A 16,618-nucleotide genomic window follows, 5' to 3' on the forward strand; every position below is an offset into this window, starting at 1 on the left:
TTACCGGCGAGGCATTAAGCCTCGCTGGTCTCCCTTTTTTGATTGTTAAGAAATTTTTCCATATTACCATTTATACGTCTTCTCCCCTGTAACCAAAGGAGAGGGACGGGGGAGGGATGGGATCGCATGGAAAAGTTAATGATCAAGGGAGGAAGACCTCTCCATGGCGAGGTAAATGTGAGTGGGGCGAAAAATAGTGCGGTGGCTCTTTTACCTGCCACACTGCTTGGAGAATCTCAAACGGTTATTGAAAACCTGCCAGGCATCAGTGATGTAGGAATTTACGAAGAGATATTGCGTGATTTTGGGGCCAAAGTGAACCGAGATGTGGATACCTTAACCATCGATACTTCCCAATTATCCAATCGTCCCATGCCCAATGGAAAAGTGAAGAAACTTCGGGCTTCCTATTATCTGATGGGGGCATTGTTGGGCAGGTTTGGTGAGGCGTCAATCGGTTTGCCTGGGGGCTGTAACCTAGGTCCGCGGCCGATTGATCAACATATCAAAGGTTTTGAGGCCCTTGGGACAAAAGTAACTCATCGCCATGGTGGGATCCATCTTCATGCGAAACGACTTAAAGGAGCGAGAATCTATCTCGATGTGGTTAGTGTGGGAGCGACAATTAATATTATGTTGGCGGCATCCCGTGCTGAGGGAAGGACCATTATCGAAAATGCGGCGAAGGAGCCGGAGATTATTGACGTGGCTACCCTACTCACTGCTATGGGTGCGCAGATTCATGGAGCAGGTACGGATGTGATTCGCATCCGAGGGAACCCGCAGTTGATGGGTTGCCGGCATTCTATTATCCCTGATCGCATCGAAGCAGGTACATATATGATTGCAGCTGCTGCAACTGGAGGTGAGGTGACGGTTACCAATCTGATCCCTAAGCATATGGAACCAGTAACCGCTAAGTTGCGTGAGATGGGAGTTACTGTGGATGAGTCCGATGAAGCACTGCGAGTTCGCGGCATTGGTGAGTACCAGGGGATTGATGTAAAAACCCTACCGTATCCTGGCTTCCCCACCGATTTGCAACAACCCCTTACTGCGTTGCTTACACGAGCGAAGGGGACGAGCTTGGTGACAGATAACATCTATTCCTCTCGATTTAAGCATGTGGATGAATTATGCCAGATGGGTGCGCAAATTAGGGTAGAAGGACGGACAGCCATCGTAGAAGGTGGGACTTCACTCCATGGTTCAAAGGTTCGTGCTACCGATCTCAGAGCCGGAGCAGCCCTGGTCGTTGCAGGATTAATGGCACAGGATGTCACCGAGATCACCGGTGTTGAACATATCGAGCGGGGATATGAAAATTTGGAAGAAAAGTTAAAGTTACTTGGGGCAGAGTTGTGGTGAGAATAGAGAGAAGCTTGGTATAATGGATTTTGCCTATGAAGATGGAGAAGGATTATGGATCATGTCTCGAAGAGCGACGAAACGTTTCATACATGCTACGCTTAGGAGAAATATGTTACTTTTAAGGTAGATGATCCCGTCCAGGCGGGGTGGCCTTTCATACAGGAAAAGAAAGAAGGGATCCGTATGGAAAGAAGTCTAACGTTGGAACTCGTGCGAGTAACAGAAGCCGCAGCCGTCGCCTCGGGCAGATGGATGGGTTTTGGTAAAAAAGATGAGGCAGATGAAGCCGCAACTAGCGCGATGCGAAAGGTATTTGACACGATTCCGATGAGAGGAACTGTGGTTATTGGAGAAGGAGAAATGGATGAAGCTCCAATGCTTTACATTGGGGAACGACTGGGTCTTGGATATTTACCTGAAGTCGATGTAGCTGTGGATCCCTTAGAAGGAACCAACATTGTGGCCAAAGGGACCTGGAATGCGCTAGCAGTTGTAGCTGTAGCAGAGAGGGGCAACCTCCTGCATGCTCCTGATATGTACATGGAAAAAATTGCTGTTGGTCCTCGTGCAGTGGGACATATTGATATCGATGCTCCTGTGGAGGATAATCTAAAGTCGACCGCTCGTGCACTAGGGAAAGATGTGAATGATCTTGTTGCGGTCATTTTAGATCGTCCCCGACATGAAAAATTGATCGAGGACGTTCGGAAAACCGGGGCTCGTATCAAACTGATTTCCGATGGAGATGTGGCTGCAGCGATCAATACGGCTTTTTCCGATACAGGGGTAGATATTTTGCTTGGCTCGGGTGGTGCTCCAGAGGGTGTCTTGTCTGCCGTTGCTCTTAAATGCCTAGGGGGCGAGATACAAGGACGTCTCTTACCAGAGGATGAGCAACAAGCAGAGCGCTGTCGCCAGATGGGGATTGAAGATCCAAGTCAGGTGCTTCACATGAATGACCTGGTTAAAGGGGAAGATGCTATCTTTGCCGCTACAGGAGTGACTGATGGAGAACTCTTAAAAGGGGTTCGTTATAAAGGAAGTCATGCCACGACTCACTCGGTAGTAATGCGAGCTGCGACAGGAACGGTGCGTTTTATTGATGGGAAGCATCGTCTCGATAAAAATAGCCTCTTTTCTCTCTGATCGTGATGGAGAAGTTTTAGCTGAATACTATCTGGAAAGAAGAGCGTGGTGAAGGAATTGCATAGGGATATTTCACTCCGTGAAATGGAATATCAACGATTAACTGATCTATATGAATTAGCAAAGGAATACCGGATTCCGTACTATGCTCAATTGAAGAAACGGGAATTAATCTTTGCTATTTTAAAAAGTAAGGCTGAAAAAGCAGGATTATTATTTATGGAAGGCGTTCTGGATATTCTTCCAGAGGGTTTTGGATTCCTCCGCACGATTAATTACCTCCCCTCTACGGAAGATATCTATATCTCTTCCTCCCAGATTCGTCGCTTTGATCTCCGTTCAGGAGACCTGATCTCCGGTAAGGTGCGTCCCCCTAAGGAGAACGAACGCTACTTTGGTCTCTTACATGTCGATGCAGTGAATGGGGAGGTACCCGATACAGCCGCAAAGCGACCCCACTTTCCCGCGTTGACGCCGCTTTACCCGGAAAAAAGACTGATGATGGAAACACAACCAGAGCGCCTTCCTGGGCGTGTCATGGATCTGATCACCCCTGTTGGGCTAGGGCAGCGGGGCCTTATCGTCGCTCCACCAAAGGCTGGCAAGACGATGCTCCTTAAGGAAATCGCCAATAGTATCAGTACCAATCATCCAGAGACTGATCTGTTTGTGCTCCTTATCGATGAACGACCTGAAGAAGTAACTGATATGCAGCGTTCTGTACAAGGGGAGGTAGTTAGCTCTACCTTTGACGAAATGCCAGAAAATCATATTAAAGTAGCCGAACTCGTTCTGGAGCGTGCCCAACGGCTTGTGGAACATGGGCGGGATGTGGTCATCCTGATGGATTCCATTACCCGCTTAGCTCGAGCCTACAACTTGGTCATTCCACCCTCAGGGCGCACCTTATCCGGGGGGATTGACCCAGCTGCCTTCCACAAGCCGAAGCGCTTTTTCGGGTCTGCCCGCAATATTGAAGAGGGCGGAAGCATCACGATCCTCGCAACAGCGTTAGTTGATACAGGTTCCCGGATGGATGATGTAATCTACGAAGAATTTAAAGGAACAGGCAACCTGGAACTTCATCTGGATCGTCGTCTCTCTGAGCGCAGAGTTTATCCTGCGATTGATATTCGCCGCTCGGGAACTCGTCGTGAAGAGCTCTTACTGACAGAGGAAGAGCTCGATAAAATATGGTCACTTCGTCAATCACTTGCTGATGGTCAGGAGAATACAGAAAGTATCCTGAAAAAACTAGCCGACACTCGAAATAATACCGAACTTCTCGCTACACTCGAATCACAATCAGATGCTAGCCACTCTTCTTCTGTTTGATTGCCATATATTAGTTATCATTCATATGTTCCTAAAGATTATACCTCTCATCATAAAAGGGACTACAGTTGCTCCAACCTTCATAACATGCTATAATCATTAGTGTTTGCATTATTTGAGCGTGCAAAAGTCTGGACCCCTGAAAAGAGGTGAGAATCTATGAAAGCAGCGATTCATCCTGAATATAAAAAAACGACGGTTACCTGCGCTTGCGGAAACACCTTTGAAACGGGTTCCACGAAAGAAAACCTGCGCGTGGATATTTGCTCTGCATGCCATCCTTTCTACACTGGTAAACAGAAGCGGGCGAGTGCTGGTGGACGTGTTGATCGGTTCAAAAAGAAATACAACATGTAATCTAAATAGATGTTGGTTTGAGAAGAGAACAGGCAAGCATCGCCGCTTGCCTGTTCTCTTTATGGAACCATACATAATGGGGGAGGACCGAACAACCTATGAACATGGTTGCCAGGGAAGGCTGGATCGAGATCATTTGTGGTGGGATGTTCTCGGGAAAGAGTGAAGAATTGATTCGGCGGATTCGGCGCGCACGAATCGCTCGCCAGAATGTGGCTGTCTTCAAGCCTATAATTGATGATCGCTACCGCCTGGACGCAATCACCTCCCATAACGGTATTCATGCTGAGGCAAAAACGGTAAGCCAAGCGACTGAGGTTTTGGTGCAACTGACTTCCGATATCGATGTGGTAGCGATTGATGAAGTCCAATTTTTGGATGAAAAGGTAGTTGAAGTGGCACAATCCCTTGCGAACCAAGGAACCCGTGTAATTTGTGCGGGTTTGGACCAAGATTTTCGTGGACGTCCTTTTGGCCCGACTCCTGCTTTGCTTGCAGTGGCAGAATATGTTACAAAACTTCAGGCAATTTGCATTCAATGTGGTGGAGCCGCTAGCCGTACACAACGGTTGCTCCATGATTCTCCTGCTGATGTGGAGGGACCTGTCATTCAAGTAGGTGCTTCTGAGCAGTATGAAGCCCGTTGTCGCCATTGCCATCAAACCAACCGGGAATCATTGCCGGAGAACTTTTCACCTTCCTGACGCAGACTAGCGTTAGGGAGGTGTTTTTTATGCGGCGTTTTCTTTTTCTGGTTGTTACAGGAATCTTAGTGTGTACGGTGGCTTGTACAAACAATCAGGTAGAGCAGGGAGCCAGTCATGATCATAAAGAGAAGCTGGGCACTGGATCCAATCGACGTTTTGAAACCAATAATTATGACTATATGCATGATGATGGTCGATTTGGCATTCGTAATTCGAGCCCCAACTTAGATACAAGTGACTGGTCCCAACCCACTGCTGCAGATGATAAGACGCGTGCTAAAAAATCGGTGATGAAGATTAAAGGGGTTAAAAATGTGGACATCAGAATCTTTGGCGGTCACATGGCTTTTCGTGTAACCCCTACGTCGGATGTACCCGCATCCGAATATGAACACCTTCGTCAGGTTGTATTGGACCAGGTAAAAAAAGAGATACCTCGTTATGAAATCCGTGTCCGTATAGGGAAAAGCCGGTGGGATCCCCGCTCCTATCTTCAATCGGGAAACCAATGAGCTCGTGCCTGAGCGATGATGATTCAGGCTCGGGCTTTTTTGTTGAGAGACATAAAAAAGACATCCGAGGACGTCGTGGATGCAATATAAATGTGATCAAATATTAATTATTTTATCCTTTATTTGGTGTGGTGCAAAGTGCGCGAGATAGTTGGTTATTGAGCGGCAAAGTACGCGATCACACCCAGGGACATATTGTAAGTGGCGTGAACGATCATAGTGGTTGTGGTGTTATAACGTTTGCGTAGGATTCCCAGGGCGATACCAACGATAAAGACGATCGCGGTAGAGAGGCTAAGCCCATAGTTGCTATGTACAAAAGAGAAAATCAACGCAGTAAAAAGGAGACCAAATCGTGGTTGAAGGGCACCACGGAAGACCGTTTCTTCTCCAAGGGCCGCAGAGAGGCCTAAAGTTAAAATACCTAGAACAGAGCCATAGAGAGGCCCTAACATTTCCTCAGTTAGTTTGTTCACATTAGGATCAGCTGAAATGCCAATAAACTGGCCAAGATATTCCAGGGTGGGGCCTACAATGACTAAGAGGAGACCGGCGCCCAGTCCGATTCCCACCTCACGGAGTGTAAGTTTTACGATACCCAATCGCTTTAGCCCTTGTTTTAGAGTACGGCGTCCACTTAACCAACCTACACCAAAGAGTGCGATAAAGAAAAAGGTGATCTGTTGTGCCCAAAGGGGAGCGATTGGATTGCCGTCCTCTGAGCCTGTGGATATTTTAGCCATATTCGCTACTCCGAGAGAGAGGAAAGCAAATAAATAAGCGAAAACAAACATGAGCAGGGAGAGGGAGGTAGCATGGACACGGTTGTGTGGATCAAGGGAAAATGGGCGAGACAATCCTCTGCGAATCGCAGGGATAAATAATAAGAATCCTATAATGGAAGGTAAGAGCAGGCTAAGTCCCATGAAGGGAATTCGCTGACTCAAATCCGCCGAGGGCATTGCCTCTGAGAAAGTAAGATTTCCAAAAAGAAGGACGATCAATCCACCGCCAAGTAAAAGTAGAAAACCAATACTGAGGAGGACCGATGTTGTAATGACCCATCCGATACCTGAAACTTCTGGGCTTTCTCTACGAGCCTCCCCTTTATTAGCAAACCAGAGTAAGAGGATTATTGGGACAAATTGCAGGAATGTTAGAAGTGTATCCGATATCATAGAGGTCTCCTTATCGTTTAAATTTTTTCTGGAGAAGAAAGATTGTTATGATGGAAAGAAACCGGGTTTGCTTCCACATAATTATAATTATCATATCATAGAAGGCCAGACCTTTTTTACCTATGTGTTTTCATTCCCCGGGAAATGGAATCATGGATAAGGATGTTACAAGCTAGATAATAACATTGTATTTTTGACCGCGGTTAGGGGTTCACCTATAATAAAATTAGCTATGCCATCAGGAACATAACGAACTAACCGAGAATAAGGATGGACGGGGATCTTTATAAAGACCTTTTAGGGGTGAAGTGGTGTGTTAGAGCATTTAGAATCCATTCAAGGCCGTTATAATGAATTGAATCGGCTTTTGAGTGACCCGGATACACTATCCGATTCAAAAAAGTTACGGAAATACTCCAAGGAACAATCAGAACTTGAACCAAAATACCAGGCGTATTGTGAATATAAGGAAGTAAGTGCCCAATTTGCAGATGCGAAGGAGATGCTTGAACAAGAGACAGATCCTGAGATGCTGGAAATGGTTAAGGCGGAGTTGGATACCCTTGAAAAGCGAAAAAATGAACTAGAAGAAAATATCCGCATTTTGCTACTTCCTAAAGATCCTAATGATGATAAAAACGTGATTGTTGAGATTCGTGGAGCAGCAGGTGGAGAGGAAGCGGCATTGTTTGCCGCTAACTTGTATCGGATGTATACCCGTTATGGAGAGCGGCAAGGATGGAAGGCAGAGGTTATGGAAGCCAACACGACCGGAATGGGTGGCTTTAAGGAGATCGTTTTCTCTGTGCAGGGTCATGGCGCTTATAGCCGGCTAAAATACGAAAGTGGTGCTCACCGAGTTCAACGGATACCTGCTACGGAATCAGGAGGGCGGATTCATACCTCTACGGCAACGGTTGCCATGCTTCCAGAGGCCGAGGAAGTGGACATCGATATTCAGGAGAAGGAATTGCGGATTGATACCTTCTGTTCAAGTGGTCCTGGTGGACAGAGTGTTAATACGACGAAGTCCGCAGTACGGATTACGCACATTCCTACAGGGGTTGTCGTCTCCTGTCAGGATGAAAAATCCCAGATTAAAAATAAAGATAAGGCGATGCGCGTCCTGCGAGCCCGTCTCCTCGATATGAGGCAACAGGAAGAAGCGGCTCGGGTGGCTGATGCACGCAAAACCCAGGTAGGTACTGGGGACCGGAGTGAACGAATTCGCACTTATAATTTCCCGCAAAGTCGAGTGACAGATCACCGGATCGGCCTGACTCTGCATAAATTGGACGTAGTGTTGGACGGTGAGTTAGATGAGATTATTGATGCTCTTGTGTTAGAAGAGCAATCTGTCTTGCTAGAAAGTGGAGATTAAAGTAGGGATTCCCCTAGGATCATCCAGGCCTTCGCCTGGTTTTTCTTTTGTTTTGTGTTAGAGGGGATAAGTCCGTTTTGGATGGAGGAACCTATGGTGAAGAAGGGGAGCAGTGTCAAAGATGCCTGGCGACTTGCTGGTAAACGGTTGCTGGGAGGAGGGATAGGGGCGGGAGATTTTGAAGCAGAAGTGATGCTTCGCTTCTTGCTTGGATGGGATCGAACGAAGTTTTTCCTTGGAATGGAAGAACTTCTTCCGATGGAGGTAGAAAAGCAACTAAACAAATGGGTAGAAAGTCGGTTGCAGGGGATTCCTTTACAGCATCTTACAGGAGAGCAGGAATTTTTTGGCCGTCCCTTTGCAGTTAATCCCCACGTACTCATTCCGCGACCGGAAACAGAAGGGTTAGTAGAAACCGTGCTCCAGGAGGCGGAGAATTTGTTTGGGGATGCACCGCTTCAAGTAGCGGATGTAGGTACAGGGAGTGGGATTCTAGCCATTACATTAGCAGTGGAACGGCCTCATTGGCAGATAACTGCAATTGATCAGTCGCCGCAGGCATTGGTGGTTGCACGCGAGAATGCAAAACGTCACGGGGTTGAAAAGCGAATTGATTTCCGCCAGGGTGAGTGGCTCAATCCTATGCTCGAAGATCAGAAGAAGCTGGACGTGCTCGTTTCAAATCCTCCTTACATTCCTACCTCAGTGGTGGAGCAATTGGACCGTGAAGTACGAGATTATGAGCCTCGTCTTGCCTTAGATGGAGGAGAAGATGGATTAACACCGTATCGAATTCTCACAGAACAAATTTCGTTGATTTTGAAACGTCCCGGTCTGGTTGCTTTTGAGATTGGTTGGGATCAAGGGGTTCAAGTGGCATCGATGTCTCGTTCCTTACCAGGCGCTAATGAGCCAAAGATCATTCCCGATCTTGCAGGGCGAGATCGGGTCGTAGCGGTTTCGATACAATCGTGATTTTCCCAATAAAGGATGGATTTTTTATGATTAAACCGCTCCTTGCTTGTCCATACTGACGGATGAGACCGAATGGGGAGGATTTGATCATGAACATTCGCACTATTTTTTTCTTTATCCTTTGTGCAGTTGGACTCTCTTTTTATGTGGTTGGTCAGGGAGAAGGATTTCTTTCTGGAGAAGGAGCGGTAACCGTATCAGCAGCGGAAGGGAAATCCGCGATTCCCAGACAGGCGATCCGTCTTCGTATCTTGGCCAATAGCGATAGTACACAGGATCAGTGGCTCAAACGCCAGGTGCGGGATGCAATCTTAGCAGAGATGGGTACTTGGGCAAAAAAGCCGCGTACGTTAAATGAAGCTCGTGGGATGGTACGTGATCACCTACCTATACTGCAGCGTATTGCTGAAAATACAGTGGACAAGCGCGGCTATTCTTATTCAGTAAAGATGGACTTTGGAAAGGTTCCTTTTCCGACGAAATTATATGGTGATCAAGTATATCCGGCTGGAAAATATGAAGCCTTGTTGGTAACCATCGGTAAAGGAAAAGGGGATAACTGGTGGTGTGTACTTTTCCCGCCGCTCTGTTTTGTGGATATGAGTAACGGTGACGCGGTTCCTAAAGAAGAAAAGAGTGAAGCGACAGCTCAGGCTTTGGCCGCCAATCAAGCATTAGCCGCTCCTGTGCAAGAAGAGAAAACCTTAAATAAAAACGAGGACTCGCTTGAAGTTCGGCTATTTTTCATCGATTCTTTAGAGAAATTTTTCTCCGGCTTATTCGGATGATAAGCCCCCCTCTCATCGAACCAGCAGTACGATGAGAAGGGGGCTTTGTTGGTTAGTTTATCTCCTCTGATACCTCTGTGCGAATGCGTACTTCGCCGCGGTCGCCATTCACCTGACCAAGAGGGAGTACTTCGGTTCGTACTTCTTCTCCTTGAGTTAGGAATGAGAAGTCCCGGCGGTCTAATAGGGTGCGCTGGCGGTATAGCTCCGCGGTTCCGCGAAGTTGAACTTGTCCATCCATAAGAAAACTGGCCCGCATCCATGTTTTTAATACAAGGGAGCCCGAGCGAATTTCACAGGGCCATGTAGAAGGGAGAAGTGGGCTGCCGGAGGGGCGAACCCGCACATCGTAGGTTAAGAGATGAGCTTGATGATCCCAGTGGAACTTTCCAGCTCCTTGTCCATGGAGATGGATAGAGGGGACGTTATCTCCTCGATGGATCGCAAGTAATTCAATAAAGAGGGAAACCCGTACCATCGGTATATTTTGTTTCGTGAAATTTCCACCACGTAAAAACCATCGTTCGTTTCCTCGTCGAAATTCATCGGGTACCGACATCGGGCGGGTCACCTCCTCGATTGCGTTAGCTTTTATAGTCTGGGGAGCGCGCCAGCCTCTTACCCTAGGAAAATCCTGCCCATCAATTTTTGCGTTCTGTATAGGACAACCCTTGCATAGGTTGATGGTAGGTAGGGAAAGGGGAGAATCTGTGTGTTTACCGTTTGCAGAGCAGTAACTGAAGATGTAGATAGAATCCAGGAGATCTTGCGACATGCTGGATTAAATGAGCAAGGGATAGAGGAGCATTTGCCCTATTTTTTGGTGGTGGAAGATCCCGCGGTGGAGCCTGTGCGTTTAGTCGGGACCGCTGGGATGGAGGTATATGGAGATCGGGGTTTACTCCGGTCCTTTGTTATGGAGAAAAATTCCTGGAATGCAAAGTCAGCGATAGAGTTAGTCGAAAAGGTATTAAATTTTGCCAGGCAAAGTGGTCTGGTGGAGGTATATTTGTTAGCAGGGATATCTGGAAGCATCTTTGAACACTTCGGGTTTCATTCAGTGGAGTGGGAGGAGATTCCCGAGGATATTAGAAATTCAGAGCATCTTCATCAGTCGGAATTAGCAGGGAAAGAACTGTTTGTTCTAAGAAAAGTGTTGGTATCCGTTGGAGAAGAGTGATTGTGGTATCATTGGGGAAACTATGTGCGAGACGATGGAAAGGGTACAGGGATGGAGACGAAACGCTGGCGTGTCGACGAAAGCATGGATGAAGCGAAACTAATCAATGATCCAGCTATACAAGAAGCCGCCTCCCTTCTCAGGGATAGGCGGCTCGTGGCCTTTCCTACGGAAACCGTATATGGGCTAGGAGCGAATGCTCAGTCTGAAGAAGCGGTGGCGTCCATTTTTACGGCGAAAGGGCGCCCATCGGATAATCCCCTAATCGTCCATATTGCAGATGTTGAATCATTGGACCAATGGATGGAGATGACACCCCAGGGAGAAGCATTGTTGAAATGTTTCTGGCCAGGGCCCCTCACATTGGTTGGCCGTCATAAGGGCACATTGGCTTCTGGAACGACGGCAGGCCTTCCAACCGTAGGGGTGCGGATTCCCTCTCACCCTGTAGCGCGAGCCTTACTTAGATGTTCTGGAGTACCGGTAGCCGCCCCCAGTGCCAACCGCTCAGGAAAGCCAAGCCCTACTACAGCTGATCATGTATGGCAGGACTTGATGGGTCGAATTGACGGGATAGTGGATGGTGGTGTGACAGGTGTGGGTGTGGAATCTACCGTGGTGGATGTGACGGGTGAGGTGCCGATCTTACTTCGGCCAGGTGGAATTACCCTGGATCAGTTGCGATCCATCTCTGGCGAAGTTCAGGTGGATCCAGGGATCGAACAAGAGGGACTAGTACCCCGATCTCCAGGAATGAAGTACCGTCATTACGCTCCTCAGGGAGAAATGTGGCTCGTAGTTGGAGATGGAGAGGAGCAACGTTCTAAAGTGGCAAGAATGGCAATGGATGCCGCGCAAAAGGGGCAGCGGGTAGCGGTCCTTACTACAGAGGAAAATCGTGATACCTACCAAGTGGATCATGTGATTTCTCTTGGCAGACGGGATGATCCAGCTTCAGTCGCTCGTGGTCTCTATGCTGCGTTGCGTACTTGTGATGATCTGGGTGTGGATGTCATCTACACAGAGGCATTTCCTGTAGAGGGGATCTATTACTCTGTGATGAATCGGTTGTTAAAGGCAGCGGAGGGGCGAATCGTAACATAAGGGCTTACCTGAAAGTGGATATAGCAAAGAACTCTTGAGTTTAACCCAAGGGTTCTTTGCTATGAACACATATCAAGTACGGAGATGGATAAAGGATCCTGTTCTTTTTGGACAATCCTGCGCATAACCTTGTCACAGACAAGCATGGGCGGAGGGAAGTGGCATGGAATTATCCACGCCCCAGTGGGGGCAGCTTGTCACCCTGTTGATGGTTGCTGTGGCGCTGGGGATGGATGCCTTTTCCCTGGGGATTGGGATTGGGATGCGTGGCATTTTGCAGTGGCAAATCCTTGTGATTAGTGGGACGATTGGGCTATTTCACGTCGTTATGCCATTGATGGGAATTACAATGGGCTACTATCTAGGAACGATGGTTAAAGATATTGCCGTGATGACAGGTGGGGGAGTCCTGTGCTTTCTCGGAATCAATATGGTCTGGAATGCTTTTCGAAGTGGAGAAGAGCCTCGTCTAATCGATATAAAGTCAGTGACGGGGGTGTGTCTTTTTTCAATCAGCGTCAGCTTGGATTCTCTGTCAGCAGGGCTTTCACTAGGGTTATTCGCGGCGGATGTATGGTTGGCAGTCATTCTCTTTGGCGTATTGGGAGCATTGATGGCAGGGATGGGACTACTCTTAGGACGTCACGTAGGGTCATGGATCGGCGATTACGGAGAGGCAGTTGGAGGAGTGATTCTTTTTTTCCTCGGATTGCGCTTCTTGATGTGAGGGAGATTCTATGACAGAGTCCCTGTGGCTGAGCACGGTGGTTGGGTTGTCTGCATTTTTAGGGGTTTTAGCAGTACTAATCTGGCGTAACCTCTCGGAACGGTTAATAGCTGGTTCACTAAGTTTATCTGCGACAGTGATGTTAAGTGTCGCACTCTTTGATCTATTGCCTGCGGCTGTAAAAGCACAAGGAGGCTTCTCTCATCTGGGTTTAGGGATTGGTGCGGCGTTGTTAACAATGCTAGGTATCCATCGTCTGCTGGACCAGGGAGAGGGAGAGGATCCCTATGCTCGCTTAGGGGGATATCTTGCCATTGCTATAATTGTGCATAATATACCGGAAGGTGCTGTAATTGGAGTCGGTTATGGAGCAGAGTCAGAATTAGGAATAACGTTAGCCTTGGCGATGGCTATTCATAATATCCCGGAGGGGATCGGATTGGCTGCCCCTTTACTAGCAGCGGGTCGCTCCCCGATGACTATCTTAGGAATTAGTACAGTGGCTGGGGGAGCATTGCCTTTAGGTACATGGCTTGGGGGGATGTTTCTCATGGATTCCCCAAATTCAGTGGCCACTGGGCTTTTCTTTGCTGCTACTACGATGATCTGGGTAGTTATCATGGAAGTGATGCCCAGAGCATGGCGGATCCATCCTTTCGCAAGTTTTTGCGGCATAGGGGTAGGTCTCTTCCTTGCTTGGGGATTGCATCTTTTTCACCATTAGGTTGGGGCCTGGCCCTTAAAAGGAAAAATTACTCGGTATTCATTTTACTTCCTCCAATAAACTTGCTTCCTTTCAGAAAGAATAGAACAGAATGGTTGAACCATGACGGCCGAAAGGCCGTTTACATTTGTGTAAAAGGCGGTATTATGTGGTTAGATAAAATGTGTTGTAATCTCCGTTATTCTACTGGAGTGGAAGATGGATGAGGTTGAATTTATTAAGTGAAAGTTGAGGTTACATCTTCCTGTTTCATGAACCACTTAGGTGTTGTTTATTAGAAATAGGAGGTTCGTCTTCTTTTGGATAGTCAGGAGATGAATTGACCTTCCATAGGCTTTTGTGAAATATAGGTTAGATGAACTACAATCATGATAAGATTGCCTGATGAGTAGGGGGAGGTAATGGCATGTGAAGAAGGTACTCTTCGTTTGTACTGGTAATACCTGTCGTAGTCCAATAGCAGCAGCTATATTTAAAAAAATGGCTGAAGAAGTCAATTTTCCGGTAGAAGTGCGCTCAGCGGGTGTATCTGCGATGTCTGGGGGAGGCGCCTCCCGTCACGCTATTGACGTGTTGCGGGCACGTGGGATCGATGGTACATCTCATCGATCAAGCCGATTGACCCAGGAGATGGTGGAGTGGGCTGATCACATTTTTACCATGACAAGTGATCATAGGCGAATGCTGGTTTACGCATTCCCACAGGTTGCGGATAAGACAGATACGTTAAAAGGTTATGTGCAGGGAGGCTCTTCATTGGCTGAGATGGATCAGCTTATTGCGGAATTGGAAGCCAAGCGAGCCTTGATGAATCACGCTAAAGAAGACTCACCAGGGAAAGCGGAACTTAAGAAGGATGTGGCTCAATTGGAGCAGGCATTGCGGGAAAGCTGGCAACAGTTACCGTCGTCTATCGATCATGGTAATGTAGTAGACCCATTTGGGGGAGATTTGGCAGAGTATAGCCGTTGTGCTGGGGAGATGGAAAAACTGCTTATGCAAATCATCGCCCGGTGGAAACAGGAGAATCAAGCTCCATAATCTTCGATTTTCGTAGCCTTTCTGGTACGATTGAGATAAGACAAATGATTGACGACAACGAAATGACCTAGGGGGTTTTAAGAATGAAAGTGATTATCGGATCCGATCATGGTGGCTATCAATTGAAAGACGCGTTAATGTCTGTACTCACAGAATTAGGTGCACAGGTAGAAGATGTTGGTTGTAACTGTGCGGACTCAGTCGATTATCCAGACTATGCTCAACCTGTGGCAGAACGGGTAGCGTCTGGGGAATTTGATCGAGGAGTCCTGATATGTGGCACGGGAATTGGTATGTCGATTGCTGCTAATAAGGTGCAGGGGATTCGTTGCGCAGTGGTTAGTGACGAATTTACCGCTCAGATGAGCCGGGAACATAATGATGCCAATGTCCTTGCATTAGGTGGGCGCGTCGTGGGAACAGGCCTTGCTGCTAAGATTCTAAATACGTGGCTAACTACCGAGTTTACAGGAGGAAGACATAGTAAACGCATCTCAAAAATAGATCTACTGGAGGGAAGTGGAGAGGCGTGAATAGCGGGTTTCCTCAAGACATCCGAGATCGCGTGATCCAAGTGACAGAGGAACTTCTTACAGAGATGACTTTGAGCCCCGGTCAACTGTTGGTGATGGGGGTAAGTACCAGTGAAGTGGTAGGAAGCCGTATCGGAACCGATGGAAGTGATGAGGTAGCTGTAGCGATCTTGGAAGGTGCGTTAGCTGTACAAGCTCGTCATGGCTATCACCTCGCCTTCCAATGTTGTGAACATTTGAATCGTGCGCTGGTTGTGGAAGCAGAGGTTGCTCGGGCCTTGAGTTTGACAGAAGTGAGTGCCATTCCTGTCCATCGAGCAGGAGGTGCCATGGCATCGCGAGCATTCCGTGACTTCTCTAAGGGGATGTTAGTGGATTCCGTACAGGCGGATGCAGGGATCGATATTGGGGAGACGCTGATCGGGATGCACCTGAAACCGGTGGCTATTCCGATACGTCCCACGGTGAGACAGGTGGGGGAGGCGCGGGTTTCAATGGCACGGACACGTGCTCCCTTGATCGGTGGACCGCGGGCCGTTTATGTATGAAGGTGAAAGGGTGATCGTGTATGCAGGGGACTTTGAGTAAAGTTGGTCGCTGGGTAGCTGATTCACTGGGATGTTCCCCTGATAATATACGCTTGTCACCATTGAATGGAGCAACTTCTTCATGGCTCTACCGAGTATCCAAACGAGGGCAGGAGAGCGGCGGCCTAGGTTGGGTATTGCGTCTCTTTACAAACGAAAGCTGGTTGCGTGAACAACCAGATCTAGCTTTACGCGAAGAAGAAGCACTTAAGCAAGCTACTTCCCTACCGATTAATACGCCCAAGTTTATTGCCAATGATCCTACAGGAGTTATCTGTGGTTTTTCTGCTATACTGATGACAGAATTACCAGGGTATGTTCAGTTAAAACCTAGGGATGAGAAAAAGTGGCTTACAGAGCTAGCAAAGACGTTGGCCACTATTCACCAAAGTATGGAGCTAACTTCTTTTCCTTGGAAATATGATCCTTGGTTCGACCCTGCCCAGCCGAGCTCCTTTTCCTGGTCACGCCATTCGATAGAATGGGACAGGCTATCCAGCATACTAGCGGAGCGGAAACAAGGAACCCTCACCTTTATTCACCGAGACTTTCACCCTGCCAATGTATTGTGGGAGGGAGAGAAGGTGAGCGGTGTGGTGGATTGGGTCAATGCATGCTTGGGTCCAGCGGAAGCCGATGTGGCACATTGTCGTCTTAATCTGGCACTATTGCGAGGGATAGATGCCGCGGAATCCTTTTTACGTGCTTATCAACAGGAGGCGGGGATAAGCTACGATCCCTGGTGGGATATGAATGGGATGGCAAGTTGGTTTGAGGAGCCTCCGAGGGTGTATAAGGGGTGGCCTGCCTTTGGTGTGCATGATCTAACAGGTGAGATTGTTCAGGAACGGGCGGAACATTTCCTTGAAGTAACGCTAGGTAAAATGGTTCATCGGATTGAACCATAATCAGATTCCCGAAAATTTCTGAGAATCTGTTACAATGAAGCGTGACATCATCATTTCGTATTGA

Annotated in this window: 19 protein-coding genes; 17 read left to right on the plus strand and 2 right to left on the minus strand. The window is 47.7% G+C overall.

Annotation, left to right across the window (positions count from 1 at the left end; translation table 11 throughout):
• Positions 1 to 126 precede the first annotated feature (126 nt).
• The 6 genes from BLV90_RS03840 (at position 127) to BLV90_RS03865 (ending at position 5,428) form a co-directional block, all read left to right on the plus strand.
• Positions 127 to 1,368, plus strand: coding sequence for a UDP-N-acetylglucosamine 1-carboxyvinyltransferase (locus BLV90_RS03840; protein ID WP_091736464.1), 1,242 nt, complete (start codon positions 127 to 129; stop codon positions 1,366 to 1,368).
• A 186-nt stretch (positions 1,369 to 1,554) separates the two neighbouring features.
• Positions 1,555 to 2,517, plus strand: coding sequence for a class II fructose-bisphosphatase (glpX, locus tag BLV90_RS03845; RefSeq protein ID WP_091736466.1), 963 nt, complete (start codon positions 1,555 to 1,557; stop codon positions 2,515 to 2,517).
• A gap of 84 nt (positions 2,518 to 2,601) precedes the next feature.
• On the plus strand, positions 2,602 to 3,852 hold the full coding sequence (gene rho, locus BLV90_RS03850; protein WP_425433859.1) for a transcription termination factor Rho: 1,251 nt from the start codon (positions 2,602 to 2,604) through the stop codon (positions 3,850 to 3,852).
• Positions 3,853 to 4,011: 159 nt separating this feature from the next.
• The gene (gene rpmE, locus BLV90_RS03855; protein WP_091736469.1) at positions 4,012 to 4,209 is read left to right on the plus strand and encodes a 50S ribosomal protein L31; all 198 of its coding nucleotides are present in this window, start codon (positions 4,012 to 4,014) and stop codon (positions 4,207 to 4,209) included.
• Between the two features lie 98 nt (positions 4,210 to 4,307).
• Positions 4,308 to 4,913, plus strand: coding sequence for a thymidine kinase (locus BLV90_RS03860; RefSeq protein WP_091736472.1), 606 nt, complete (start codon positions 4,308 to 4,310; stop codon positions 4,911 to 4,913).
• Positions 4,914 to 4,942: 29 nt separating this feature from the next.
• The gene (locus BLV90_RS03865; RefSeq protein WP_091736475.1) at positions 4,943 to 5,428 is read left to right on the plus strand and encodes a hypothetical protein; all 486 of its coding nucleotides are present in this window, start codon (positions 4,943 to 4,945) and stop codon (positions 5,426 to 5,428) included.
• 155 nt (positions 5,429 to 5,583) lie between these two features.
• Here the strand turns inward: BLV90_RS03865 and BLV90_RS03870 are convergent, their stop codons facing one another.
• Complete coding sequence (locus tag BLV90_RS03870) at positions 5,584 to 6,606, minus strand: CPBP family intramembrane glutamic endopeptidase (protein WP_091736477.1); 1,023 nt, start codon at positions 6,604 to 6,606, stop codon at positions 5,584 to 5,586.
• A 313-nt stretch (positions 6,607 to 6,919) separates the two neighbouring features.
• On the opposite strand from BLV90_RS03870, the gene prfA reads away from it, so the two are divergent.
• The 3 genes from prfA to spoIIR all read left to right on the plus strand — a co-directional run bounded on the left by prfA (position 6,920) and on the right by spoIIR (position 9,750).
• Entirely contained in the window at positions 6,920 to 7,987 is a 1,068-nt protein-coding gene (gene prfA / locus BLV90_RS03875; protein WP_091736480.1) for a peptide chain release factor 1, read from the plus strand.
• Between the two features lie 96 nt (positions 7,988 to 8,083).
• Positions 8,084 to 8,962, plus strand: coding sequence for a peptide chain release factor N(5)-glutamine methyltransferase (gene prmC, locus BLV90_RS03880; protein ID WP_245726243.1), 879 nt, complete (start codon positions 8,084 to 8,086; stop codon positions 8,960 to 8,962).
• Between the two features lie 89 nt (positions 8,963 to 9,051).
• A complete protein-coding gene (gene spoIIR, locus BLV90_RS03885) occupies positions 9,052 to 9,750 on the plus strand; it encodes a stage II sporulation protein R (RefSeq protein ID WP_091736486.1) in 699 nt (232 codons plus the stop codon).
• Positions 9,751 to 9,802: 52 nt separating this feature from the next.
• Here the strand turns inward: spoIIR and BLV90_RS03890 are convergent, their stop codons facing one another.
• On the minus strand, positions 9,803 to 10,309 hold the full coding sequence (locus tag BLV90_RS03890; RefSeq protein ID WP_091736489.1) for a hypothetical protein: 507 nt from the start codon (positions 10,307 to 10,309) through the stop codon (positions 9,803 to 9,805).
• A gap of 153 nt (positions 10,310 to 10,462) precedes the next feature.
• Between BLV90_RS03890 and BLV90_RS03895 the strand changes: the two genes are divergently transcribed.
• From BLV90_RS03895 to BLV90_RS03930, 8 genes are all read left to right on the plus strand, one after another.
• Positions 10,463 to 10,930: a GNAT family N-acetyltransferase gene (locus BLV90_RS03895; RefSeq protein ID WP_091736493.1), complete on the plus strand. Its 468-nt coding sequence runs from the start codon at positions 10,463 to 10,465 to the stop codon at positions 10,928 to 10,930.
• A 51-nt stretch (positions 10,931 to 10,981) separates the two neighbouring features.
• The gene (locus BLV90_RS03900; protein WP_091737001.1) at positions 10,982 to 12,034 is read left to right on the plus strand and encodes an L-threonylcarbamoyladenylate synthase; all 1,053 of its coding nucleotides are present in this window, start codon (positions 10,982 to 10,984) and stop codon (positions 12,032 to 12,034) included.
• A 163-nt stretch (positions 12,035 to 12,197) separates the two neighbouring features.
• Complete coding sequence (locus BLV90_RS03905) at positions 12,198 to 12,761, plus strand: manganese efflux pump MntP (protein ID WP_091736496.1); 564 nt, start codon at positions 12,198 to 12,200, stop codon at positions 12,759 to 12,761.
• Positions 12,762 to 12,771: 10 nt separating this feature from the next.
• Positions 12,772 to 13,485 carry a ZIP family metal transporter gene (locus BLV90_RS03910; RefSeq protein ID WP_091736499.1) on the plus strand — a complete coding sequence of 238 codons (714 nt, stop codon included), beginning with the start codon at positions 12,772 to 12,774 and terminating at the stop codon, positions 13,483 to 13,485.
• Between the two features lie 408 nt (positions 13,486 to 13,893).
• Positions 13,894 to 14,526: a low molecular weight protein arginine phosphatase gene (locus BLV90_RS03915; protein WP_091736502.1), complete on the plus strand. Its 633-nt coding sequence runs from the start codon at positions 13,894 to 13,896 to the stop codon at positions 14,524 to 14,526.
• Between the two features lie 83 nt (positions 14,527 to 14,609).
• Positions 14,610 to 15,059: a ribose 5-phosphate isomerase B gene (gene rpiB / locus BLV90_RS03920; protein WP_091736507.1), complete on the plus strand. Its 450-nt coding sequence runs from the start codon at positions 14,610 to 14,612 to the stop codon at positions 15,057 to 15,059.
• Positions 15,056 to 15,607, plus strand: a complete 552-nt coding sequence (locus BLV90_RS03925; protein ID WP_091736510.1) for a TIGR01440 family protein — start codon at positions 15,056 to 15,058, stop codon at positions 15,605 to 15,607. Before rpiB ends, BLV90_RS03925 begins: the two co-directional genes overlap by 4 nt.
• 20 nt (positions 15,608 to 15,627) lie before the next feature.
• Positions 15,628 to 16,554, plus strand: coding sequence for a phosphotransferase family protein (locus BLV90_RS03930; protein ID WP_091736513.1), 927 nt, complete (start codon positions 15,628 to 15,630; stop codon positions 16,552 to 16,554).
• Positions 16,555 to 16,618: the final 64 nt, after the last annotated feature.

It is taken from the genome of Marininema mesophilum (assembly GCF_900106775.1).
Lineage (GTDB): Bacteria > Bacillota > Bacilli > Thermoactinomycetales > DSM-45169 > Marininema > Marininema mesophilum.